24 protein-coding genes and 1 tRNA gene are annotated in these 21,005 nt (G+C 62.3%); 15 read left to right on the forward strand and 10 right to left on the reverse strand.

Annotated features, from left to right (window positions below; translation table 11 throughout):
* The first annotated feature begins 41 nt into the window (after nucleotides 1-41).
* From RBB42_RS21515 to RBB42_RS21535, 5 genes are all read left to right on the forward strand, one after another.
* On the forward strand, nucleotides 42-518 hold the full coding sequence (locus tag RBB42_RS21515; protein ID WP_305970789.1) for an Lrp/AsnC family transcriptional regulator: 477 nt from the start codon (nucleotides 42-44) through the stop codon (nucleotides 516-518).
* Nucleotides 519-549: 31 nt separating this feature from the next.
* On the forward strand, nucleotides 550-1,089 hold the full coding sequence (locus RBB42_RS21520) for a tetratricopeptide repeat protein (RefSeq protein ID WP_305970788.1): 540 nt from the start codon (nucleotides 550-552) through the stop codon (nucleotides 1,087-1,089).
* A 121-nt stretch (nucleotides 1,090-1,210) separates the two neighbouring features.
* Nucleotides 1,211-1,295 (forward strand) — tRNA-Leu (locus tag RBB42_RS21525).
* Nucleotides 1,296-1,393: 98 nt separating this feature from the next.
* Nucleotides 1,394-2,242, forward strand: a complete 849-nt coding sequence (locus tag RBB42_RS21530; RefSeq protein ID WP_305970787.1) for a shikimate dehydrogenase family protein — start codon at nucleotides 1,394-1,396, stop codon at nucleotides 2,240-2,242.
* Entirely contained in the window at nucleotides 2,239-4,116 is a 1,878-nt protein-coding gene (locus tag RBB42_RS21535; protein ID WP_305970786.1) for a bifunctional sugar phosphate isomerase/epimerase/4-hydroxyphenylpyruvate dioxygenase family protein, read from the forward strand. The genes RBB42_RS21530 and RBB42_RS21535 overlap by 4 nt, the downstream gene beginning before the upstream one ends.
* Before the next feature lie 7 nt (nucleotides 4,117-4,123).
* Here the strand turns inward: RBB42_RS21535 and irrA are convergent, their stop codons facing one another.
* Nucleotides 4,124-4,549, reverse strand: coding sequence for an iron response transcriptional regulator IrrA (gene irrA, locus RBB42_RS21540; RefSeq protein WP_305970813.1), 426 nt, complete (start codon nucleotides 4,547-4,549; stop codon nucleotides 4,124-4,126).
* 175 nt (nucleotides 4,550-4,724) lie between these two features.
* Here irrA and fabA point away from each other — a divergent pair, with 175 nt between their 5' ends.
* On the forward strand, nucleotides 4,725-5,234 hold the full coding sequence (gene fabA, locus RBB42_RS21545) for a bifunctional 3-hydroxydecanoyl-ACP dehydratase/trans-2-decenoyl-ACP isomerase (protein ID WP_069210334.1): 510 nt from the start codon (nucleotides 4,725-4,727) through the stop codon (nucleotides 5,232-5,234).
* Nucleotides 5,235-5,911: 677 nt separating this feature from the next.
* Here fabA and RBB42_RS21550 read toward each other — a convergent pair.
* The 8 genes from RBB42_RS21550 to RBB42_RS21585 all read right to left on the reverse strand — a co-directional run bounded on the left by RBB42_RS21550 (nucleotide 5,912) and on the right by RBB42_RS21585 (nucleotide 11,713).
* The gene (locus RBB42_RS21550; RefSeq protein ID WP_305970785.1) at nucleotides 5,912-6,763 is read right to left on the reverse strand and encodes an arsenate reductase/protein-tyrosine-phosphatase family protein; all 852 of its coding nucleotides are present in this window, start codon (nucleotides 6,761-6,763) and stop codon (nucleotides 5,912-5,914) included.
* A gap of 122 nt (nucleotides 6,764-6,885) precedes the next feature.
* On the reverse strand, nucleotides 6,886-7,218 hold the full coding sequence (locus RBB42_RS21555) for a winged helix-turn-helix domain-containing protein (protein WP_305970784.1): 333 nt from the start codon (nucleotides 7,216-7,218) through the stop codon (nucleotides 6,886-6,888).
* Complete coding sequence (gene phoU, locus RBB42_RS21560) at nucleotides 7,215-7,907, reverse strand: phosphate signaling complex protein PhoU (RefSeq protein ID WP_305970783.1); 693 nt, start codon at nucleotides 7,905-7,907, stop codon at nucleotides 7,215-7,217. The genes RBB42_RS21555 and phoU overlap by 4 nt, the downstream gene beginning before the upstream one ends.
* Before the next feature lie 6 nt (nucleotides 7,908-7,913).
* Nucleotides 7,914-8,711 carry a phosphate ABC transporter ATP-binding protein PstB gene (gene pstB / locus RBB42_RS21565; protein WP_305970812.1) on the reverse strand — a complete coding sequence of 266 codons (798 nt, stop codon included), beginning with the start codon at nucleotides 8,709-8,711 and terminating at the stop codon, nucleotides 7,914-7,916.
* Nucleotides 8,712-8,786: 75 nt separating this feature from the next.
* Complete coding sequence (gene pstA, locus RBB42_RS21570; protein ID WP_305970782.1) at nucleotides 8,787-9,740, reverse strand: phosphate ABC transporter permease PstA; 954 nt, start codon at nucleotides 9,738-9,740, stop codon at nucleotides 8,787-8,789.
* Nucleotide 9,741: 1 nt separating this feature from the next.
* Nucleotides 9,742-10,593 (reverse strand): phosphate ABC transporter permease subunit PstC, encoded by an 852-nt coding sequence (gene pstC / locus RBB42_RS21575; RefSeq protein ID WP_305970781.1) that lies wholly within the window; start codon nucleotides 10,591-10,593, stop codon nucleotides 9,742-9,744.
* Between the two features lie 148 nt (nucleotides 10,594-10,741).
* Nucleotides 10,742-11,584 (reverse strand): PstS family phosphate ABC transporter substrate-binding protein, encoded by an 843-nt coding sequence (locus RBB42_RS21580; RefSeq protein WP_305970811.1) that lies wholly within the window; start codon nucleotides 11,582-11,584, stop codon nucleotides 10,742-10,744.
* Between the two features lie 3 nt (nucleotides 11,585-11,587).
* The gene (locus tag RBB42_RS21585; RefSeq protein WP_305970780.1) at nucleotides 11,588-11,713 is read right to left on the reverse strand and encodes a hypothetical protein; all 126 of its coding nucleotides are present in this window, start codon (nucleotides 11,711-11,713) and stop codon (nucleotides 11,588-11,590) included.
* Between the two features lie 374 nt (nucleotides 11,714-12,087).
* Here RBB42_RS21585 and phnD point away from each other — a divergent pair, with 374 nt between their 5' ends.
* The 4 genes from phnD (at nucleotide 12,088) to phnE (RBB42_RS21605) (ending at nucleotide 15,550) form a co-directional block, all read left to right on the forward strand.
* Nucleotides 12,088-13,044 carry a phosphate/phosphite/phosphonate ABC transporter substrate-binding protein gene (gene phnD, locus RBB42_RS21590; RefSeq protein ID WP_305970779.1) on the forward strand — a complete coding sequence of 319 codons (957 nt, stop codon included), beginning with the start codon at nucleotides 12,088-12,090 and terminating at the stop codon, nucleotides 13,042-13,044.
* Nucleotides 13,045-13,119: 75 nt separating this feature from the next.
* A complete protein-coding gene (phnC, locus tag RBB42_RS21595) occupies nucleotides 13,120-13,941 on the forward strand; it encodes a phosphonate ABC transporter ATP-binding protein (protein WP_305970778.1) in 822 nt (273 codons plus the stop codon).
* Nucleotides 13,938-14,741: a phosphonate ABC transporter, permease protein PhnE gene (gene phnE / locus RBB42_RS21600; protein ID WP_305970777.1), complete on the forward strand. Its 804-nt coding sequence runs from the start codon at nucleotides 13,938-13,940 to the stop codon at nucleotides 14,739-14,741. Before phnC ends, phnE (RBB42_RS21600) begins: the two co-directional genes overlap by 4 nt.
* Nucleotides 14,738-15,550, forward strand: a complete 813-nt coding sequence (gene phnE / locus RBB42_RS21605; RefSeq protein WP_305970776.1) for a phosphonate ABC transporter, permease protein PhnE — start codon at nucleotides 14,738-14,740, stop codon at nucleotides 15,548-15,550. Before phnE (RBB42_RS21600) ends, phnE (RBB42_RS21605) begins: the two co-directional genes overlap by 4 nt.
* Nucleotides 15,551-15,593: 43 nt before the next feature.
* On the opposite strand, the gene RBB42_RS21610 is transcribed toward phnE (RBB42_RS21605), so the two are convergent.
* On the reverse strand, nucleotides 15,594-15,914 hold the full coding sequence (locus RBB42_RS21610; protein ID WP_305970775.1) for an ArsR/SmtB family transcription factor: 321 nt from the start codon (nucleotides 15,912-15,914) through the stop codon (nucleotides 15,594-15,596).
* A 112-nt stretch (nucleotides 15,915-16,026) separates the two neighbouring features.
* Between RBB42_RS21610 and arsB the strand changes: the two genes are divergently transcribed.
* The 5 genes from arsB to fabB all read left to right on the forward strand — a co-directional run bounded on the left by arsB (nucleotide 16,027) and on the right by fabB (nucleotide 20,988).
* Nucleotides 16,027-17,079 carry an ACR3 family arsenite efflux transporter gene (gene arsB / locus RBB42_RS21615; RefSeq protein ID WP_305970774.1) on the forward strand — a complete coding sequence of 351 codons (1,053 nt, stop codon included), beginning with the start codon at nucleotides 16,027-16,029 and terminating at the stop codon, nucleotides 17,077-17,079.
* Nucleotides 17,080-17,082: 3 nt separating this feature from the next.
* Entirely contained in the window at nucleotides 17,083-17,499 is a 417-nt protein-coding gene (locus tag RBB42_RS21620; RefSeq protein WP_305970773.1) for an arsenate reductase family protein, read from the forward strand.
* Nucleotides 17,496-18,209 (forward strand): arsenical resistance protein ArsH, encoded by a 714-nt coding sequence (arsH, locus tag RBB42_RS21625; protein WP_305970772.1) that lies wholly within the window; start codon nucleotides 17,496-17,498, stop codon nucleotides 18,207-18,209. The genes RBB42_RS21620 and arsH overlap by 4 nt, the downstream gene beginning before the upstream one ends.
* Entirely contained in the window at nucleotides 18,209-19,486 is a 1,278-nt protein-coding gene (locus RBB42_RS21630; RefSeq protein ID WP_305970771.1) for an MFS transporter, read from the forward strand. Before arsH ends, RBB42_RS21630 begins: the two co-directional genes overlap by 1 nt.
* Nucleotides 19,487-19,758: 272 nt before the next feature.
* Nucleotides 19,759-20,988, forward strand: a complete 1,230-nt coding sequence (gene fabB, locus RBB42_RS21635; RefSeq protein ID WP_305970770.1) for a beta-ketoacyl-ACP synthase I — start codon at nucleotides 19,759-19,761, stop codon at nucleotides 20,986-20,988.
* Nucleotides 20,989-21,005 lie beyond the last annotated feature (17 nt).

The following is a 21,005-nucleotide window of genomic DNA, read 5'->3' on the forward strand; positions in this document are numbered from 1 at the left end:
GGCCAGACTTGTCGTTTGGCCCAAGTTTTCGGGGAAATGCGATGGAAACGGGAATCTCGGACCTTGACCGCTTTGATCGGGCGATCCTGGCGGAACTGGCGGGCGAGGCGCGCATTTCGGTGACGGAACTGGCGCGCCGCATCGGCCTGTCGAAATCGCCGACGCAGACGCGCCTGAAGCGGCTGGAAGAGGCCGGGTACATCCGCGGCTATCGCGCGGTGCTGGATCCGATCCGCCTGGGTCTTGACCATGTCGCCTTTGTCGAGGTGCGCATGGTCGACACGCGCGAGGGCACGCTGGCCCGGTTCAACGCGGCGATCACCACGATCCCCGAGATCGAACAGGCGCACCTGATCGCGGGCAACTTCGACTACCTGCTTAAGGTTCGGACCCAGGACATGCCCAGTTATCGGCGGGTGTTGGCGGAAAAGGTCTCGACCCTGCCGGGGGTGGCCTCGACCTCGACCTTCGTGGCGATGGAGGCGGTCAAGGAAGAGGGTGTCGCGGATGTGACTTGACCCCTGGGCAACCCGTGCCACCCTTCGTGAAATGAGATTTGCCCTTGCCCTGACTTGCCTGGCGACGTCTGCGTTGGCGGATGGCTGCCCGACCGCGCCGGATTACAGCGAAGAGATGGATCCGCTGTACGAGGCATTGCTGGTGGCACCCGACGAAACCACCGCGCGGATGATCACCAACCGGATGTGGGGGTATTGGGACAACGCCCCCGACGAGGCCAGCCAGGCGATGCTGGACGAGGCGATGCGCGCCCGCGCGCGGTTCGATTTCCTGCGGGCTCTTGATCGGCTGGACACGCTGGTTGGCTACTGCCCCTTCTACGCCGAGGGGTATAACCAGCGCGCCTTTGTCAATTTCCTGCGCGAGGATTTCGAAGCGGCCTTACCTGATCTGGAACGTGCGCTGGACCTGAACCCGCGCCACATCGGCGCCCTGTCGGGCAAGGCTGTCACGCTGTTTGCCCTGGGCCGCGAGGAAGATGCGCAGGTCGCCCTGCGTGCGGCGCTGGCGATCAACCCCTGGCTGGCGGAACGTGCCCTGCTCAAACCGTTGCCGGGAGAGGAGTTGTAAGCCCGGGGTTCATTGCAGGAACGGACGGCTGACAAAGCCGCTCACACCGAGGCCGTTGATGGCTTTTGCGGGAACGGTTCCGGTTTACACCGCGCGCTGGCTGGCTATGGTCGCGCCACTGGCCCGCGTGGTGGAATGGTAGACACAGGGGACTTAAAATCCCCAGGCTTTATGCCGTGCCGGTTCGAGTCCGGCCGCGGGTACCAGTCGGATCTTTCGGCGGTGGCGAGGATGTGTGCGCCGCTTGGAGCGGGGAACCTGCCGTGCAAGGAATATGCCGCGAGCAGACAGGAAAGGACCTGCCATGACCGATGGCGAGACACTGCTTCTGGGGCTGATCGGTGACAATATCGCTCGGTCGCGGGCTCCGGTGCTGCACCGGCTGGCAGGGGCCCAGAACGGGATTGCGGTGCAATACGACAGGCTGGTGCCGAGGGACCTGGGCGAGGATTTCGAGCAGGTCTTCGACCGATGTGTCGCGGGTGGATACCGCGGCATCAACGTGACCTACCCCTACAAGGAGCGCGTCACGGCGCGGCTGCGGGTGGATGACCCGCTGGTGCGGGCGATGGGCGCCTGCAACACGGTGATCTTCGAGCCGGAGGGGCCACGCGGATTCAATACAGATTTCTCGGGCTTCATCGCAGCCTATGAACGGGTGCGGGGCAAGGCACCCACAGGGGCGGTGCTGATGATCGGCACCGGAGGTGTTGGCCGGGCCGTGGCCTTCGGGCTGGCGCGGCTTGGCGCGCCCGAATTGCGACTGGTGGACCGTGACCAGGCCAAGGCCGAGGCGCTGGCAGAGGCCCTGCGCGAGGCCGCCCCCGAGATGAAGGTGGTGACGGGCACGGACGCCGCGGCCCTGGCTGCAGGCGCGGGCGGGATGGTCAACTGCACCCCGGTCGGCATGGTGGGGTACGAGGGCACGCCGCTGCCACGCGCCGCGATGGCGGGGGCGGTCTGGGCCTTCGACGCGGTCTATACGCCCGTTGAAACCCAGTTCCTGACCGATGCTGGCGCCGAGGGGCTGGACATCATTTCGGGCTGGGAGCTGTTCTTTTACCAGGGCGTGCATGCCTGGGCGCATTTCGCCGGTCTGCCGCTGGACGAACCTGCGCTGCGCGCGGCGCTGATGGCCGAGGATGCGGCATGAAGACCTCGATTGCAACCGTCTCTGTCTCTGGCAACCTGCGCGAAAAGCTGGAGGCCATCGCCGCCGCCGGTTTCGACGGGGTCGAGATCTTCGAACAGGATTTCATCGCAGATGCGGGCAGCCCGCGCGAGGTGGGCGCCCTGATCCGCGATCACGGGCTGGAGATCACCCTGTTCCAGCCGTTCCGCGATTTCGAGGGCTTGCCGCAGGGCCCGCTGCGGGACAAGGCCTTTGACCGCGCGCGGCGCAAGTTCGACCTGATGCAAGAGCTGGGCGCGGACCTCGTGCTGTTCTGTTCCTCGGTCCACCCCGAGGCCCGGGGCGGCATCGACCGCGCGGCAGGGGACTTTGCCGAGCTGGGAGAGATCGCGGCCGATCGTGGCCTTCGCGTCGGCTACGAGGCCTTGGCCTGGGGGCGGCACGTCAACGACCACCGCGATGCCTGGGAGATCGTGCGCCGTGCCGATCATCCCAACATCGGCCTGATCCTGGACAGTTTTCACACGTTGGCGAGGGGCATCGACCCGGAGACGATCCGGCGGATTCCCGGTGACCGGATTTTCTTTGTCCAACTGGCGGATGCGCCGCGGATCGACATGGACCTGCTGTACTGGTCACGCCATTTCCGCAACATGCCGGGCGAGGGCGACCTGGACGTGACAGGCTTCACGCGGGCGGTCATGGCGGCGGGCTACACGGGGCCGGTCAGCCTGGAAATCTTCAACGACCAGTTCCGGGGCGGCTTGCCGGGCAGCGTGGCGCGGGACGGCTATCGTTCGCTGGTGGCGCTGATGGATGACGTGCGCCGGGCGGAACCCTCGACCGGCGTGGACCTGCCGGAGTTTCCGGCGCGTGTGACGGTCGACGGGGTCAGCTTTGTCGAGTTCGCCTCGCGCGGGAAAGAGGCCGAGTACCTCGGCGCACTGTTGGCGGCGCTGGGGTTCACGCGCGTCGGGCAGCACCTGTCCAAGGCGCTGACGCTCTGGCAGCAAGGCGAAATCCGCGTGCTGATCAACGAGGAGCCGGGCGATTTTGCCGGGTCGGTCTACAATGCGCGCGGCACCAGCGTCTGCGATCTCGGGCTGCGCGTGGGGTCAGGCAGGGATACGGTTGCGCGGGCAAGTGCGCTGGGGGGCGAGCCTTTCGCGCAGCCAGCCAGCCCCGGGCAGCTGGACATTCCCGCGATCCGCGGTCTGGGCGGCAGCCTGCTGCATTTCCTCGACAGCGGCCAGGCCAATGTCTGGTCGGCGGAGTTCGAAACCCTGGCCGAGGTGGGCGAAGGTGCGGGCTTGCGGCGTGTCGACCACATTGCCCAGACCATGACCTATGACGAGATGCTCAGCTGGTCGCTCTTCTATACATCGCTCTTCGAGATGGCCAAGGCGCCGATGGTTGACGTGACCGACCCGGACGGGTTGGTACGCAGCCAGGCGTTGCAGGCGGGCGGGCTGCGCATCACGTTGAACGGGGCGGAAACGCACCGCACCTTTGCCGGGGCTTTCCTGGCAGAGAGTTTCGGCGCCCCGGTGCAGCACCTGGCGCTGGAAAGCACGGATATCTTCGCCACGGCCGAGGCGCTGGCCGCGCGCGGCTTCGACCCCTTGCCGATGACAGAGAATTACTACGCCGACCTCATGTCTCGTTTCGACATCGACGAGGGGATGCTGGAGGCGCTGCGCCGGTTCAATATCCTCTACGACCGCGACGAGAATGGCGCCTTCTTCCAGCTGTACTCGCGCCCCTTCGCGGGGGGCATGTTCATCGAGATCCTGGAACGGCGCGATGGTTACGCTGGCTATGGCGCGCCCAATGCCCCCTTCCGGATCGCGGCTCAGAAACGCCTGATGCGGGGCAAGGGAATGCCGACCGTCTAGGGGGAGGTCAGTCCGTGGTCTTGCGGCGCAGACGGATGACGACCTCGACAGAGGCGATTTCCGAGCCCTCGGGCGCCTCCGGCAGGCGGGTGATTTCCAGCTGGTCCGCCGGTGCGTCGGTCAGCGCGCCACGATCTTCCCAGAAGAAATGCGGGTGATCGTGGGTGTTGGTGTCGAAGTAGCTGCGCGAGCCATCCACCGTGACTTCCTGCATCAGCCCTGCCTCGCAGAAGGCCTTGAGCGTATTGTAGACGGTGGCCAGCGATACCTGCTCGCCGCTGTCCTTGGCGGCGGCAAAGAGGCTTTCGGCAGTGACGTGACGGTTGTTTCCGTCGCCGACAAGCAAAGCCGCCAGCGCGACACGCTGTCGTGTGGGGCGCAGGTCGCTGCGTCCCAGCCATGTCTTGCCGCGCTCGATTGCCTCGGACATCATCTCTCGCTGTGGGCGTTGCATTGCAGAGCATAATAAAGCCGCATGGCGGGCAAATTCAATGGGTTTCCTGCCGTTTGGGGCGGTGCCTGCGGCGGTGGCGCCCTTGCATGGCTTGCAGACGCGGTGCTAGACGGGACAAGGTTTGGACTAAGCAACAAAGAGAGGGCCCGCCTGCATGGCCGACTATCCCACAAGCTTCGGCAAGGAAGACCTTCTGAAATGTGCCCGCGGCGAATTGTTCGGGCCGGGCAACGCCCAGCTGCCGGAACCGCCGATGCTGATGATGGACCGGATCACGGATATTTCCGGGGACGCGGGCCTGCACGGGAAAGGACATGTTGTGGCCGAGTTCGACATCGACCCCAACCTGTGGTTCTTCGAGTGCCATTTTCCGGGAAATCCGATCATGCCGGGGTGCCTGGGGCTGGACGGGCTGTGGCAGCTGACCGGTTTCAACCTGGGCTGGCGCGGCTGGCCGGGGCGGGGCTATGCGCTGGGCGTGGGTGAGGTCAAGCTGAAGGGCATGGTGCGCCCGGACCGCAAGATGTTGACCTACAAGGTGGATTTCACCAAGGCGGTGCAGACGCGGCGGCTGACCATGGGGGTCGCCGACGGCATCGTGGAGGCCGATGGAGAGGTCATCTACGAGGTCAAGGACATGAAGGTGGCGCTGTCCGAGAGCTGATTTCGGGGACTCTGCGTACTCCCGCCGGGTGGGGTGAAAATCCCCCTCCCGAGGAGTAAAAGTGAACCGATCAGTCTGTACGTTTTGTACAAAACGAACGTCGATTCCAGCATTTTGTACAAAGGGGTAGGGGTTCGTTAAGACCCCTGTTCCAGCGTGTCTTGCGGAGGGGTTTGAAGGGCCGTCGTGGGGCGGGTGACGAGGCACGTCGGTGGGGTGAACCGCGGCCTACAGGCGCGCTGCAGTGACGCTTGCCCCAGAGCCGCACCATGACGGCGCGGCGCACGGCGGGCCTCCGCTACAGGGTGCGGTAGCAGTATCGCATTGGCCTGATTTGGGCCAGCTGGGGCGCTCCCAATCCAACTCAGCCCTCCTTTTTCCTGCACGTTGGGCGGAATGCGGTCGTTCGCTCCAAATGCGTTGCCACCAACTCGGCCCTACCAGAGCCGACTTTGAAGAGCGGCCAGTTTCTTTCCGAGCTAAGTTCCATGGTTTGGACGACCTGGGTCTTCAGCGACGACGCTCACGCTCTTGAGTTTATTAAGGTGTGGTATACAAGACCCCTTTTAAGCGAACTTGCTTGCTGGCCAAGGCTTGGCGTTTCCCTGGTTGTCTGACACCGCGCTTCTGGAACGTATGCAGACGAAAAAATCTACTCGAGCCGACTTAGCGCTGTTTCAGATGGAGTTTACCCGTTCCGGCATCTTCCCGATGTAGTCCAGTTCTCTTTGCAAGGAGAGCTGTGAGAGGGACGAGAACGGCAATGACGTGAAGGCCTTGAGACGGCGCTCCATCGTGGCAAAGCACTGTTTGAAGACCAATGCACGTTCGGCTGCGGTGCCTTCAGTCTTGCTTGGATCCGCCATGCCCCAATGGGCTGTCACGGGCTGGCCCATTAGCGGCGGGCATTCCTCGTTGGCGGCACGGTCGCAAACGGTAAAGACAAAATCCATGCGTGGAGCGGAGGCCTCATAGAAGGCATCGTAACTCTTTGGGTAGTATAGCGACGCGTCGTGGCCATTCAGTCGCAAGACTTCCTCGGCCAGAGGTTTGAGGGATGCACTGGGCCGTGTGCCTGCAGAAAAAGCTCGGAACCTGGTTGCGCCCTCAGCATTCAATATGGCTTCGGCGAATATCGACCGGGTCGAATTTCCGGTGCACACAAAGAGCACGTTGAACACCTTGCCGTCGCGACCGATACCACTGTGATTACGCGAAGATGACAATCTGGCCACAAGTTCGGGACGGCCCCGACAGCAATCATTCACGAGGTATTCGATCAGGGACCCGGTCAGGGCGAGATCGATACCGTAGCGCAAAGACCGGCCATGCCGGGTCTGCTGAATAAGCCCCGCACGGGTCAGGATTCCGAGGTAAACCGAAAGTGTGCTGGCTTTCACCGACAGCGCCTCAGTCATTTCGCCGGCCGAGACGGTATCTGGCATACGTCGCGCCAATAGTCGAAAGACGGCCATCCGCCCTGGGTGAGCCAGTGCGGACAAGGCCGCTATATTAGTGTTTTCGCTCATGCCTCATCGAATTCTGAAACTGTTTCCAAACGATGACTTGCCTGCACAGGCCACCACCGCCCGTTCAAGGCTCAGCAAATAGCATTTCGAAGGCTTATCCGACAACCGAAATAGAGCAAGGCTTAGCCCATGCCCACTGTATAGCCGACGCCACGCACCGTTCGGATTGGATAGTGTCTGTTCGTCTGGCAAAGCGCCTTGCGCAGCCGAGCCACGTGGACGTCGACGGTGCGCGTGTCAACCTGCGCACCGCGCCCCCAGATCCGATCGACAAGTTTTGCACGTGTCCAGACGTGACCCGGCGCTTCGATCAGCGCAGCAAGCATGACGAATTCAATTGGTCCAAGATGGACCAGTTCCCCGGCGCGCCGCACGCGCAGGCATTCGATTTCAAGCACGATGTCGTCGAACTCCAACACCGGTTCGGCGGCGATCAATGCTTGCGTCCAAGTCATTCCAGTCCTGATCGGGTTCTGGTAGCGCCGGGCGGAACACCGCGTGACAGGAACAGAACCTCTTCAGCGATATTGGTGGCATGATCGCCGATCCGTTCAAGCGCGGTGGCGACGAACAAGCGGCTGACGTGAGCCTGTGCTTCTCCTGGGTCCTGCTTGAGCGAAGCCAGCGCCGCATCGAACACCGCATCCTTGTAGGCGTCGATCCGGGCATCGCTGGCCAGAACCTGCTTGGCCAACTCGGTCGATTGGGTGACCAGTGCCGTCACGCTGAGAGAAAGCGTGTGTGACACGAGGCCGGCCATGTCCTTGATTTGACGGTCTTGGCTTTGTGGCTTTGCCGGGCCTGCGGTTGAGATCACGTGGCGGGCGATGGTCTTGGCGTGATCGCCCGCGCGTTCGAGATTGCTGACCGCGTGTTCGATCCCCATGACCAGCCGCAGATCACGCGCTACTGGCTGGAACCGTAGCAACACATCGAAACACTCGGCGCGCACTTGCTCGAACGCGGCGTCGATGTCCAGGTCACGGTTGATAGCCTCAAGAGCCCGCGCCTCATCTTGGGCAAGGTAAGCGACAGTCGCCTGGGTGACATTGTCAGCGGCCATGTCCCCCAGGCGCCGGAAACTGCGACGCAGACCCTCAAGCCCGTCGTCAAAGGACTTCAATAGGTGGGGATGAGAGGCCATGGTGTGTTACCCGTAGCGACCTGTGATGTAATTCTCGGTGCGGGGGTGGCGGGGGTTGGTGAAGATCTGGTTGGTCTCGCCAAACTCCATCGCCTCGCCCAGATACATGAAGGCCGTGCGATGCGAGATCCGCGACGCCTGTTGCATGTTATGCGTTACGATCACGATGGTGACTGTCTCTGACAGTTCTTGCACCAGATCCTCGACCTTGGCCGTGGCAATGGGATCGAGCGCCGATGTCGGCTCGTCCAGAAGCAGGATCTCGGGGTTCGGGGCCAAGCCCCGCGCGATGCACAGACGCTGTTGCTGACCGCCCGAAAGATCATAGGCCGAGCCGTGCAACTTGTCTTTTACCTCATCCCAGATGGCTGCACGGCGCAGGGCGCTTTCCACCGCCTCGTCGATCACGGCGCGCTTCTTGATGCCACGGACCCGCAGACCCGCCGCCACGTTTTCATAGATCGATTTCGGAAAGGGGTTCGGTTTTTGGAACACCATTCCCACCCGCAGGCGCACCAGCACCGGATCGGCATCAGGGCCGATCAGGTTCTCGCCCTCTGGTTCAAGGATCACTTTGCCTTCGTAGCGATTGCCTGGATAAAGGTCGTGCATCCGGTTCAGGCTGCGCAACAAAGTGGATTTGCCGCAGCCCGACGGGCCGATAATCGCTGTGATCTTGCGATCAAGGATCGGCATGTCGACGTGTTTGATCGCCTGGAAGCCGTTGGAGTAGTAGAAGCTGAAATCCTCGATCCTGGCGCGCAGCGGGTCACGCTCGGTCGCAGGTCGGATGGCCGGAGGCATCTCGGCCCTTTCGAAGCCGGGGGCTGCCTGATGGCGCGTTTCTTGGTCAAGCGTCGTGGTTGTGTCTGTCATGGGTCAGTTCCTGTAGCCTTTGCGCAGCCGATAGCGGATCCAGATCGCAATGCCGTTGAGCGAGAAAGTCAGCGCGATAAGCACCACGCCGGTGGCAGCGGCGGCGGTGTGAAACCCTTCCTGCGGGCGTGACACCCAGTTGAACATCTGGATTGGCAACACGGTGAAACCGTCGTTCAGCCAAGCGAAAGAGATGAAGGGAAACTCGCCCGTCACCGGTGGCGGCGGCAGAAAGGCGATGAAGGTTAGCGCGCCGATGGTGATGATTGGGGCGGTCTCGCCAATCGCACGGGACAGGCCCACGATGGCACCGGTCAGGATGCCGGGGCGCGCTGCGGGGATGATGTAGTTCCACATCACTTGCCATTGATCCGCGCCCAGCCCGTAGGCGCCTTCCTTGATAATTCGGGGGATGGCGCGGACCGCTTCGCGGGTCGAGACGATGACGATGGGCAGGATCAAGAGCGCCAGCGTCATGCCCGCGACAAGGATCGTCTTGCCAAGGCTGAAACCATATACAAAAAGGCCCAACGCCAGCAGGCCGTAAATGATCGACGGCACACCGGCGAGGTTCGAGACATTGATCTCGATAAGGTTCGAAAGCCAGCCCTTGCGGGCATATTCTTCGAGGTAAAGCCCAGCACCAATGCCAATGGGAATGGCGAGGAATGCCGTCACCAGCATCACCAGCAGCGAGCCGACCCAAGCAGAAAGGACACCCGCCCTTTCGGGCAGCCGGGAGGGATAGCTTGTGAGAAAGCCGTAATCGATGCGGGCGGCGCCCCGAATGACAAGGTCGCCGATCAATGTCAGCAGTAGGGTCATGGCAATCGCCATGACGATCATCCCGCCGGTGGCCAAGACAATGTCTTTCTGCTTGGCCTTGCGGACGGCGTCAAGAGCGGCTTGATCGGTCGTCACGGCAGCGCCAAGGCTGCCTTCGGTTATCGTGGTCATCTCAATACGCCTCGCGGAATTTTCGGCGCAGGTAGAAGCCGATGATGTTGAACAGCAGCGTGATGACGAAAAGCAGCAGGCCCACCGCAAAGATCGATTGGTAGGCGATCGATCCGTGGGCCACGTCTCCAAGGCTCATCTGGACAATATAGGCAGTGATGGTGGCGGCGCCTTCGCGCGGATCCCATGTCAGGTTGGGGTTTTGACCCGCAGCGACAGCCAACACCATTGTTTCGCCAACCGCGCGCGACATGCCGAGGATGAAGGCGGCCGTGATGCCGGAGAATGCGCCAGGAATGACGATACGGATAGCCACCTGCCATTTTGCCATGCCAAGCCCATAACCGCCTTCACGAAGGCTGTTGGGCACGGCGCGCATCGCGTCTTCGCTGACGGACACGACGTAGGGCAGGATCATGATGCCAAGGATGATGCCGGGCACCAGAAGATTGATTCCTTTGAGCCCCGGTACGATCTGTTGCAGGAAAGGTGTCATGACCAGCAGGGCGAAGTAGCCGTAGACCACGGTCGGAACCGCTTCCAGCATCTCAAGCGCCGGTTTGATCGTCTCGCGAACCGCGGGTCTTGCATATTCGCTCAGGTAGATCGCCATGATAAGCCCGAAGGGCACTGCGACAAGCATCGCAAGACCCGCAGTCTGGAGCGTCGCGGTCAGCAGCGGAAGCACCCCGAATTGCGGGTTGGCAAAGACCGGTGTCCACATCGTGCCGAACAGGAAATCTGTCAGGGGGATATTTGCAAAGAACTCCCAGGAATCTCGGATCAGGACAAAGACAATGGCTGTCGTGACAAAGACGGACAGCGCCGCACAAAGAAACAGGAAGGTCTTCATGCCGCGCGCTATCCACCTGCGGCGCCTGACGAAACCACTCTGGATCAGTTCGGCAGAACTGGGGATGGGGGATGGGGGCACGGGCGTCCTCATTCGGTCTTGAAGAGAATTGCGGCGGACCCGGCGGCCCGCCGCAACAGCGCGGGGCTTAGTTGGCAGCCAGAAGGTCAGCCGGCGTCACGCCAACCTTGGATCCACCGTCAAAGAAAGAGCCGGTCTTGCGCGCGGCGATCTTTTCTTCTGCGGCAACAAAGGCCGCTTCGGGCAGTGCGAGGTAACCGGTCGAGGCCACCAAGTCGACGGCATGGGCCGGATCGAAGAAGAACTTGGCAAAATCCTCGACATTCGGCACGTCATCGAGATGCGCCTTGTTGACATACATGAACAGCGGACGGGTAAGTGGCTGGTAGGTGCCGGAGGCGGCGTTCTCGGTTGAAGGCGCAACACATTCGCCACCGTCATAGGAGATCTCCAGCGCCTTCACGCGGCCACGGTTTTCTTCGACGTAGGCCAACCCCAAGAAGCCAATGGCGTCCGGGTCCGTCGACACGCCCTGAATGGTAATGTTGTCATCTTCCGTGGCGGTGAAGTCCCCGCGTGAGGCACCTTCTTCTCCGATGATGGCAAAGGTGAAGTAGTCATAGGTGCCTGAATCGGTTCCCGCGCCGAACAGTGTCAGCGTTTGGTCCGGATATTCCGGGTTCAGCTGGTTCCAGTTGTCGATCTTGCCCTGCGCTTTGGTTTCATAGGCCTTTTTCAGCTCTTCGACGGACATGCAGTTGATCGGGTTTTCCGGGTGTACGATGACGGCCAACGCATCCATCGCAACGGGCAATTCGATGAACTCGATGCCGTTTTCGGCGCAAAGCTCGGCCTCTTCGATTTTGATCGGACGCGAGGCGCCGGAAAAGCTCGTCTCACCACGGCAGAATTTTTTGAAGCCACCGCCGGTGCCGGATACGCCAACCACGACACGGTTGCCCGTCGCGATCTGTTACTCTTCGGCGAAGGCTTCGGAGACCGGGAAGACTGTCGACGACCCGTCGACCTGAACGGCGTCCTGGGCAAGGGCGAAGCCCGGCAGAACAAGTGCGATGGCGGTGAGGGTAGCGAGACGCATGAGCAGAGTTCCTCCTGTCAGAAATGGGTAAGCTCCAAGTCCTCTTATGAGATATACGTAACAGAAATATATATTCATGAATTATTAAATTATTTACCGACTAATGTGTTGGCGCGACGCTTGTGAGCCAACGTGGGAAGCCGCCAAGATTTGAATGCAACCGAAGCGGAAAGACGTATAATCAGTGGAGATGCATGAAGCTTTTGTGAAAAGTGGGTTCTCGTGTCGCTATCTGTCGCAACGGGCATTGCCTCAACACCATTTCATGAATTAACAAATTATTATGAGGCCGCCGCGGACTCCCCCCGCACTCAACGGAGCCGTGACTATCGTTTTGCCCAAGCGGCATCGTCCGCATACCCAATGGAGACATCATGTCCTTTCTTCCCAGAACTGTTACCGGCGTCGCCCTCGCTGTGGTCTTGGCCGCCCAGGCGCATGCAGAATTCAAGCTTAGCGAACGCTATTCCGATGCCGACGGAGATCTCGTCGCAGACATCCCTGCGGACGCGGCCGATCAGATTGACCCCTCGACGCTGATCTTTGCCTATACGCCGGTCGAAGACCCGGCAGTCTATGCTGATGTTTGGTCCGAATTCCTTGACCACATGGCCGAAGTGACCGGCAAGAAAGTGCAGTTCTTTCCGGTCCAGTCCAACGCGGCCCAGATCGAAGCAATGCGCGCCGGTCGTCTGCATGTCGCGGGCTTCAACACAGGATCGAATCCTCTCGCCGTGGCCTGCGCCGGTTTCCGCCCGTTCGCCATGATGGCGGCCGAAGACGGCTCCTTCGGCTACGAAATGGAGATCATCACGCACCCCGAATCGGGCATCGCAACAGTCGATGACATCAAGGGCGGACAGATGGCGTTTACTTCGGAAACGTCAAACTCGGGCTTCAAGGCGCCGTCCGCGATCTTGAAGGCCGATTTCGACATGGAAGCGGGCCGCGACTTCGAACCGGTATTCTCGGGCAAGCACGACAATTCGATCCTCGGCGTTGCGAACAAGGACTACCCTGCCGCGGCAATCGCGAATTCGGTCAAGAGTCGCATGATCGAACGCGAGGTGGTCACCGAAGACCAGTTGAAGGTCATCTACACCTCTCAGACCTTCCCGACGACGGGCTATGGCGTGGCCCACAACCTGACGCCCGAACTTCAGGAAGACATCCGCGAGGCGTTCTTCTCCTTCGATTGGTCCGGTACCGGGCTCGAAGAGGAATTCGGCAAAAATGGTGAAGAGAAGTTCATTGAGATCTCGTTCCAGGATGACTGGTCGGTCATCCGCACAATCGATGAGGCGAACGGCGTTTACTACGATTGCGAATAACGCGGGACTATCCTGTGTCGCACCACGTGTCAGGCGGGAGTTGTCCCGCCTGACTCTTTTCTGAAAGACCTACTCATGCTCGAACTCAAATCTCTGTCCAAGACCTACCGAACCGGCGACGCCGCGTTGACCGGCGTGTCCTTGCAGGTGCCCAAGGGTCAGATCATCGGGCTGATCGGCCCGTCCGGGGCTGGAAAGTCCACCTTGATCCGCTGTGTCAACCGGCTGGTCGAACCCAGTTCGGGCGAGATTCTGTTGGGAGGCGACAATCTCGTGACGTTGGGGCGGCGCGACCTGCGCACGCAGCGTCGCCGGATCGGCATGATCTTTCAGGAATATTCGCTGGTCGAGCGACTGACCGTGATGGAAAACGTCTTGTCCGGCCGGCTGGGCTATGTCCCCTTCTGGCGTAGCTTCCTTCGCCGGTTCGACGCCGTGGACATTCAGCGCGCCTATCAGTTGCTGGACCGGGTGGGGCTCTTGGATCACGCGAACAAGCGCGCAGACGCGCTTTCTGGCGGTCAGCGTCAACGGGTCGGCATTGCGCGTGCTCTGGCACAGAACCCAGAACTGCTTCTCGTGGATGAACCCACCGCCAGCCTTGACCCCAAGACCATCCGTCAGATCATGCGCCTGCTGACCGAAATCTGCGCTGAGCGCAATCTGCCCGCGATCGTCAACATTCACGACGTCCCCCTCGCGCGGCAGTTCATGCAACGCATCGTCGGCCTGCGCGCCGGGCAGGTCGTGTTCGACGACGCCCCTGCGGCCCTGAGCGAAGACGCCCTGACCCGGATCTATGGGGCCGAAGACTGGGACGCGATGCGCAAGAGCGACACCGAAGAGGACGAAAGTGAAAGCGACACCCGCCGCGACTTGAGTGAGATCCCCGCATGAGCAGCCAATATCCCACCACATGGCGCAGACCGCCGCAAGTCCTCACAGACCGGCGGTGGCGCATCGCTCTGCAAGTCGGACTGTTAATCTATCTCGTGCTGGCCTTCGGCAGTATAGACGTCAACTGGCAGCGCGTGTCCGAAGGGCTCGAGCGTGGCCAGCGGTTCGTCATGGGATTCCTGCAACCGGATTTCATGAGCCGTTGGCGAGACATCAGCCAAGGGCTGATCGAAAGCCTGACCATGACGTTGACCTCATCGGTCGTGGGCGTGATGATCTCGGTCCCGATCGGCATCGGGGCTGCACGCAACCTTGTGCCGCGCCCGGTCTACCTGGTTTGCCGCTCGATCGTCGCGGTCAGCCGCTCCTTGCAAGAGGTGATCGTCGCGATCTTTCTCGTCGCGATGTTCGGCTTTGGCCCCTTCGCCGGCTTTCTGACACTGACCTTTGCCACTATTGGCTTCATCGCCAAGCTGCTGGCCGACGACATCGAGGAAATCGACGAAACCCAGGCCGAGGCGATCCGCGCAACCGGCGCAAGCTGGTTTCAGCTGCTGAACTATGCCATCCAGCCACAGGTGATGCCGCGCCTTGTCGGCCTGTCGCTCTACCGGCTCGACATCAATTTCCGCGAAAGTGCGGTGATCGGCATCGTCGGTGCGGGCGGTATCGGCGCCACGCTGAACACCGCCATCGACCGTTACGAATATGACAGTGCCGGCGCCATCCTGCTGATCGTGATCGCCATCGTGATGGTGGCGGAATACAGCTCCAGCTATCTCAGAAAGTTCCTGCAATGAGCAATTCGTCCACCATCCCGGCCGAGTGGTCCCATCGCAGCAGAGTGACACGTCTGGCGATCTGGGCAGGCTGGCTTGCCCTGGTCGCGCTGTTCGTCTGGTGCTGGCAGGTCATGACGGAAACCACCATCTGGGCCTTTGTCTGGGACGCCCCACGTCAGGCCGGCGACATCGGCGGGCGGATGCTGCCCCCTGAATGGAGCTATCTGCCAGAGTTGATGCAGCCCCTTTGGGATACGCTGAACATCGCAACGCTGGGCACGGTCGGCGGGGTTGTCCTTGCGGTGCCCGTGTCCTTGCTGGCGGCCCGCAACACCACGCCGTCGGTGGTTGTCCTCCGGCCCGTGGCCCTGTTCATCATCGTTGCATCGCGGTCCATCAACTCGCTGATCTGGGCGCTGCTGCTGGTAACGATCATTGGTCCCGGCCTACTGGCCGGCATCATTGCGATCGCGCTGCGGTCCATCGGGTTTGTCGGAAAGCTGCTCTATGAGGCGATCGAGGAGACCGACCCCAAGCAGATCGAGGCGATCCGGGCCACCGGCGCCGGACCCGCGCAGGTCCTGACCTATGGCGTGGTGCCGCAGGTCATGCCCGCGCTGTGGGGGATCTCGGTGTTCCGGTGGGACATCAACATCAGGGAAAGCACCATCCTTGGTCTTGTCGGCGCGGGCGGTATCGGCCTGAAGTTGAACGCCTCGATGGCAGTTCTGGCGTGGGACCAGGTGACAGTGATCCTTCTGCTGATCCTCGCGACCGTTGTGGTCAGCGAATGGATCTCGGCCGTGATCCGCCGTGCGATCATCTAACCGGAATGGGCTCAAGGTGCGCCGCGCACCTTTGGCATCGGCCTTAGTCCGGCAGGTCAATGCCCGCACAGGCGCTTTCATCGCTGCCGCAGCAATCCGTTAGCAGAAAGCGCACAAGTCCGTTTACCGCATCAAACCGCGGGGCATACTGGATCTCGCGGTGGTGGCGTTCCGTACTGACCAAACCGGCGCGTTTCAGCGTGGCCAGGTGCCCCGATAGGGTCGATGGCTTGATGTCCAGCAGGCGCCCGACCTCCATTGCCGGCGTTCCCTTTGGCCCGCGCTGAACCAGCAGGCGAAAGATCTCGAGCCGTGTGTCATGGGCAAGAGCGCTGAAGGCGTCGATGGCGGAGGGTTGATCCATATTTCGACATTACGCGAAATGAAGCGTGTTGACAAGCCAACCCGTGCTGGCTTACCCATTCATCAATTCGCGAATGTGCGAAATGACGCTCTCATGACACCGGAGCCTGTCCATGTCCGACACCGCCGCCCCCACGCCGATGGGCCGCTTCGAACGCCTTTTGACCCTTTGGGTCGCCATCGCCATCGCGGCCGGGATTGCCATCGGCACCGTGGCGCCGGGGCTGGTCGATGCCGTTGCCGCGGCCGAGGTCGCCTCGATCAACCTTGTCGTTGCCGTGCTGATCTGGGCGATGGTCTACCCGATGATGGTCAGCGTGGATTTCGGCGCCGTCGCCGGTGTGGCGCGCCAACCCAAGGGCTTGCTGGTCACGCTGGCGGTCAACTGGCTGATCAAGCCTTTCACCATGGCTTTTCTGGCGGTGCTCTTCTTTGACCACGTTTTCGCGCCCTGGATCACCCCCGAGGATGCGGAGCAATACATCGCCGGGCTGATCCTGCTTGGGGCCGCGCCCTGCACCGCGATGGTCTTCGTCTGGAGCCAGCTGACCCGGGGTGATGCTACCTACACGCTGGTTCAGGTGTCGGTAAACGACCTGATCATGGTGGTGGCCTTTGCGCCCATCGTCGCGCTGCTGCTTGGCGTGACCGAGATCGTGGTGCCGTGGAGCACGTTGATCCTGGCAACGGTGCTCTACGTGGTTTTGCCGCTTGTTGCGGGCCTGATTACCCGTCGCGCCTTGGGGTCCGAGGCTGCCATCGCCGCCTTCACCGCGCGGATCAAGCCCCTTTCGATGATCGGGCTGATCGCCACGGTCGCGATCCTCTTCGGCCTGCAAGGCGACACCATCCTGTCGCGCCCCGGCATCATCGCGCTGATCGCGGTGCCGATCCTGATCCAGAGCTACGGGATCTTCGCGCTGTCCTATGGCGCGGCCTACCTGCTGAAGATCCCGCACCGGATCGCCGCGCCCTGCGCCATGATCGGCACGTCGAACTTCTTTGAACTGGCGGTGGCCGTGGCGATCAGCCTCTTCGGTCTGAACTCCGGCGCGGCGCTGGCCACGGTCGTGGGAGTGCTTGTCGAAGTGCCGGTGATGCTTTCGCTGGTCGCCTTCGCCAACCGCACCCGGGCGCGGTTTCCCGAAGCCGCAGATGGAGCCTGAACCATGATCGTCATCCACCACAATCCCGACTGCGGCACCTCGCGCAATGTGCTGGCCTTCATTCGCGCCGGCGGGGGTGAACCGGTCGTCATCAACTACCTGGCCGAAGGCTGGACCCGCCCGCAACTTCTGGCGCTGTTTGCCGCCGCCGATCTGACGCCGCGCGCGGCGTTGCGCGAAACGAAATCCCCGGCGCAAGAGATGGGGCTGCTGGCAGATGGCGTTTCTGACGATAGGATCCTGAATGCGATGCTGGAATATCCGATCCTCGTGAACCGGCCCATCGTCTGCACGCACAAAGGCGTGCGCCTGTGCCGCCCTTCTGAGGCCGTTTTCGACCTGCTCGACCGGCTGCCACCTGGCCCGCTCTACAAGGAGGACGGCCAGATGGTGATCGACAAGACCGGAGCCCGCCCATGAACGACACCCCCCAGATCAACGAAGCCGCCTTTGCGCCGATCGACCCGAATACCCTCTTTCCCAAAAGCCACAGCCCCCACGCGCCCCGGATCCTGATCCTTTACGGCTCGCTCCGCGAACGCAGCTATTCGCGCCTTGCGGCAGAGGAAGCGGCGCGTATTCTCACCCGTTTCGGGGCCGAAGTGAAGATGTTCGATCCCCGCGACCTGCCCATGCCCGATAGTGCCCCCGTCGATCACCCCAAGGTGGCGGAACTGCGCGATCTGGTGACGTGGTGCGAAGGCATGGTCTGGTCGTCGCCCGAACGGCATGGCGCGATGACGGGCATCATGAAAAGCCAGATCGACTGGATCCCTCTGTCGCTTGGCGGTGTGCGCCCGACGCAGGGCAAGACGCTGGCGGTCATGCAGGTCTGCGGCGGCTCGCAGTCATTCAACACGGTCAACCAGTTGCGCATCCTTGGCCGCTGGATGCGACTCCTGACCATCCCCAACCAATCCTCGGTCGCCAAGGCATGGGACGAATTCGATGACGACGGTCGCATGAAACCTACCCCCTATTACAACCGCATCGTCGATGTGATGGAGGAGCTGGTGAAATTCACCCTGCTGACCCGTGACATCCGTGACCACCTGGTGGACCGCTACTCCGAACGGGACGAGGACCACGCGGCGCTGTCTGCCCGGGTCAATCAGGCCAAGGCCGTGTGATGACCGGATTGGCGACGGGGATCGACCGGGCATTGGCAGTGATTGGACTGGACCCACATCGTTTTTCCCAGGCCCAACCTGAACGGGCGGAAAGGCTGGCTTTCTGGCTGCTGGGCGTGGCTCAGACCGTCGGATACAGCGCGTTCTTCTATATCTTTGCGGCGCTGCTTCTGGCCTGGGAGCAGGCTTTGCCCTACGGGAAGGGCTGGCTGGCCTTCGCCTTCATGTGCGCCACGCTGACGGCGGCTGTGGTGTCGCCCTTTGCCGGGCGCATGATCGACGCGGGCCGGGGCCGCTGGCTGCTGACCGGAGGGCTGGTGATCGGCACCCTGTCGCTGCTGCTGCTGGCCGGGTCACAAAGCTACCCGGTCTTTTTCCTCGCATGGTTGGGCCTTGGCGTGGCCGAGGGGCTGTGCCTTTATGAACCCTGCTTTGCTTTCGTGACCCGCACCGCCCATGATCGCGCGCGCAGTGGTATCACGCGGATCACCCTTGTGGCGGGCTTTGCCTCGACCCTTGCCTATCCGGCGGGGGCCTTCCTGGCAGAGGCCTTGGGCTGGCGCGGAGCGGTGCTGTGCTTTGCCGGGGCGGTGGCCTTGGTCGGGCTGCCGGCCATGTTCGCCGGGGCCACGATGCTGGAATGCTGCCCCGAGGACGATCAAACGACCGAGCGCAAGGCGGGCGACCTTGCCGCCTTTGTGGCCGCACGTGCCCGGCCTGAATTCTGGCTGATCCTGCTGGCATTTTCGTTCATCGGCCTCGCCTATGCGATGATCATCACCCATGTCATGCCGATCCTGACCGACCGTGGGCTTACCCTTGGGCAAGCTGTCCTTGCCGCGTCGCTGTTCGGCCCGATGCAGGTCGCGGGGCGCCTGGCGTTGATGGCAGCCGGGCACCGGGTGACAGGGGTGACGGTGGCCGCGATGTCCTTTGTCGGGCTGAGCCTTGCCATCGCCGTGCTGCTATTCATCGTCCCCGCCATGCCGCGTGCCGGTTTCGCCTTTGCGCTGCTGTTCGGGGCAAGCTTTGGCGTCATCAGCATCCTGAAGCCGGTTGTCATGGCCGAGGTTCTGGGCCGCCGCGGATTTGGCATGATCGCGGGGTTCATGGCCGTGCCGTTCCTGATCGCTGGAGCCGTCGCCCCGCAAACATCCGCGCTGTTGTGGCGCGTCTCCGGCTACAATCTGGCTCTTGTCGTGGCGCTGGGGTTGTCGGCCGTTGCTCTTGCTGCACTTGCGATTTTGATCCTGCGTGGCCGGCAGCAAGTCAATTAATCCAGATGAGCCTCAAGGTGTTTCGGCGGGATTGGTCCGAAGATCGGCGATGTCCGCATTGCGGACCCTCATCCTCTAAGAATGCTGCACGACGCACGAATGGCCGGTTCGGGGAAGCTGCGCCGCGGCGATCGGCCAGGGCCTGAACGGCGGGTGTGGGCCGGTCCAGCCTGCGGCCTGGTGACGTTGCGCCGCGTTTGCAAAGCCCTCCCTCCTTGCGCCTCCCCCCGCATCTGACCTACTAAGACCCTGACACATCAGGAGGAGGCTCCATGCGCCGCGTCGTCGTCACCGGGCTCGGGATCGTCTCGAGCATCGGCAACACTGCCGAAGAGGTCCTTGCCTCGCTCAAGGCGGGCCGTTCGGGCATCACTGCCAACGAGCAGATGAAGGAACACGGGTTCCGCAGCCAGATCGCCGGGGCCATCGATCTGGACGTATCCCAGCATATCGACAAGCGGACGCTGCGCTTCATGGGGCCGGGGGCGGCCTATGCCCATATCGCCATGGGCCAGGCGATCACGGATGCGGGGCTGGAGGAGGCGGATATCGTGAACCCGCGCACCGGCCTCGTGGCGGGCAGCGGTGGGCCCTCGACCAGCGCCATGCTGACGGCGCATGAGACGGTGCTGAAAACCGGCGCGACCAAGCGCGTCGGGCCTTTTGCCGTGCCGAAATGCATGTGCTCGACGGTGAGCGCGAACCTCTCGACCGCCTACAGGATCAAGGGGATCAACTATTCGATCACCTCGGCCTGCTCGACCTCGCTGCACTGCATCGGCAACGCGGCGGAGCAGATCATGCTGGGCAAGCAGGACGTGATGTTCGCCGGCGGCGGCGAGGAACTGGACTGGACGCTGAGCTGTCTCTTCGACGCGATGGGCGCCATGTCGTCGAAGTTCAACGACACGCCGGAGAAGGCGAGCCGGGCCTTCGACAAGGACCGCGACGGGTTCGTGATCTCTGGCGGGGGCGGGATGCTCGTGCTGGAGGAACTGGAACACGCCAAGGCACGTGGTGCCAAGATCTATGCCGAGGTGACCGGCTATGGCGCGACCTCGGACGGGGCGGACATGGTGGCGCCCTCGGGCGAGGGCGGCGAGCGGGCGATGCGGATCGCCCTGGGCACGCTGCCGGAGGGCCGCAAGGTCAGCTACATCAACGCGCATGGCACCTCGACCCCCGTCGGCGACGTGGGTGAGATCGAAGCGGTGCGGCGCGTCTTTGGCGAGGGCACGACCCCGCCGGTGTCGTCGACCAAGTCGATGACCGGCCACAGCCAGGGCGCGACCGGCGCGCAGGAGGCGATCTATTGCCTGCTGGCGCTGGAACATGATTTCATCATTCCGTCGATCAACGTGGAAACGCTGGACCCGGCGCTGAAGCCCGCGGAGATCGCGACCGAGGTGGTCGAGAACGCGGGGCTCGACTCGGTGATGACGAATTCCTTTGGTTTTGGCGGCACCAACGGGTCGATGGTGCTGTCGCGATACAATGACTGATATGCGCGGATAGAGTG

The organism is Mameliella sp. MMSF_3455 (genome assembly GCF_030733205.1).
GTDB lineage: Bacteria > Pseudomonadota > Alphaproteobacteria > Rhodobacterales > Rhodobacteraceae > Antarctobacter.

Coding starts and splice junctions, on each gene's coding strand:
- RBB42_RS21550 (WP_305970785.1), bottom strand. CDS start 6,763: ATGAGCGAAAACACTAATATAGCGGCCTTGTCCGCACTGGCTCACCCA.
- phnC (WP_305970778.1), top strand. CDS start 13,120: ATGCTCGAACTCAAATCTCTGTCCAAGACCTACCGAACCGGCGACGCC.
- phnE (WP_305970776.1), top strand. CDS start 14,738: ATGAGCAATTCGTCCACCATCCCGGCCGAGTGGTCCCATCGCAGCAGA.
- RBB42_RS21610 (WP_305970775.1), bottom strand. CDS start 15,914: ATGGATCAACCCTCCGCCATCGACGCCTTCAGCGCTCTTGCCCATGAC.
- phnD (WP_305970779.1), top strand. CDS start 12,088: ATGTCCTTTCTTCCCAGAACTGTTACCGGCGTCGCCCTCGCTGTGGTC.
- pstC (WP_305970781.1), bottom strand. CDS start 10,593: ATGAAGACCTTCCTGTTTCTTTGTGCGGCGCTGTCCGTCTTTGTCACG.
- arsB (WP_305970774.1), top strand. CDS start 16,027: ATGTCCGACACCGCCGCCCCCACGCCGATGGGCCGCTTCGAACGCCTT.
- irrA (WP_305970813.1), bottom strand. CDS start 4,549: ATGATGTCCGAGGCAATCGAGCGCGGCAAGACATGGCTGGGACGCAGC.
- RBB42_RS21520 (WP_305970788.1), top strand. CDS start 550: ATGAGATTTGCCCTTGCCCTGACTTGCCTGGCGACGTCTGCGTTGGCG.
- fabB (WP_305970770.1), top strand. CDS start 19,759: ATGCGCCGCGTCGTCGTCACCGGGCTCGGGATCGTCTCGAGCATCGGC.
- RBB42_RS21585 (WP_305970780.1), bottom strand. CDS start 11,713: ATGCGTCTCGCTACCCTCACCGCCATCGCACTTGTTCTGCCGGGCTTC.
- RBB42_RS21620 (WP_305970773.1), top strand. CDS start 17,083: ATGATCGTCATCCACCACAATCCCGACTGCGGCACCTCGCGCAATGTG.
- RBB42_RS21535 (WP_305970786.1), top strand. CDS start 2,239: ATGAAGACCTCGATTGCAACCGTCTCTGTCTCTGGCAACCTGCGCGAA.
- arsH (WP_305970772.1), top strand. CDS start 17,496: ATGAACGACACCCCCCAGATCAACGAAGCCGCCTTTGCGCCGATCGAC.
- RBB42_RS21515 (WP_305970789.1), top strand. CDS start 42: ATGGAAACGGGAATCTCGGACCTTGACCGCTTTGATCGGGCGATCCTG.
- pstA (WP_305970782.1), bottom strand. CDS start 9,740: ATGACCACGATAACCGAAGGCAGCCTTGGCGCTGCCGTGACGACCGAT.
- pstB (WP_305970812.1), bottom strand. CDS start 8,711: ATGCCTCCGGCCATCCGACCTGCGACCGAGCGTGACCCGCTGCGCGCC.
- RBB42_RS21630 (WP_305970771.1), top strand. CDS start 18,209: ATGACCGGATTGGCGACGGGGATCGACCGGGCATTGGCAGTGATTGGA.
- RBB42_RS21555 (WP_305970784.1), bottom strand. CDS start 7,218: ATGACTTGGACGCAAGCATTGATCGCCGCCGAACCGGTGTTGGAGTTC.
- fabA (WP_069210334.1), top strand. CDS start 4,725: ATGGCCGACTATCCCACAAGCTTCGGCAAGGAAGACCTTCTGAAATGT.
- RBB42_RS21530 (WP_305970787.1), top strand. CDS start 1,394: ATGACCGATGGCGAGACACTGCTTCTGGGGCTGATCGGTGACAATATC.
- phoU (WP_305970783.1), bottom strand. CDS start 7,907: ATGGCCTCTCATCCCCACCTATTGAAGTCCTTTGACGACGGGCTTGAG.
- phnE (WP_305970777.1), top strand. CDS start 13,938: ATGAGCAGCCAATATCCCACCACATGGCGCAGACCGCCGCAAGTCCTC.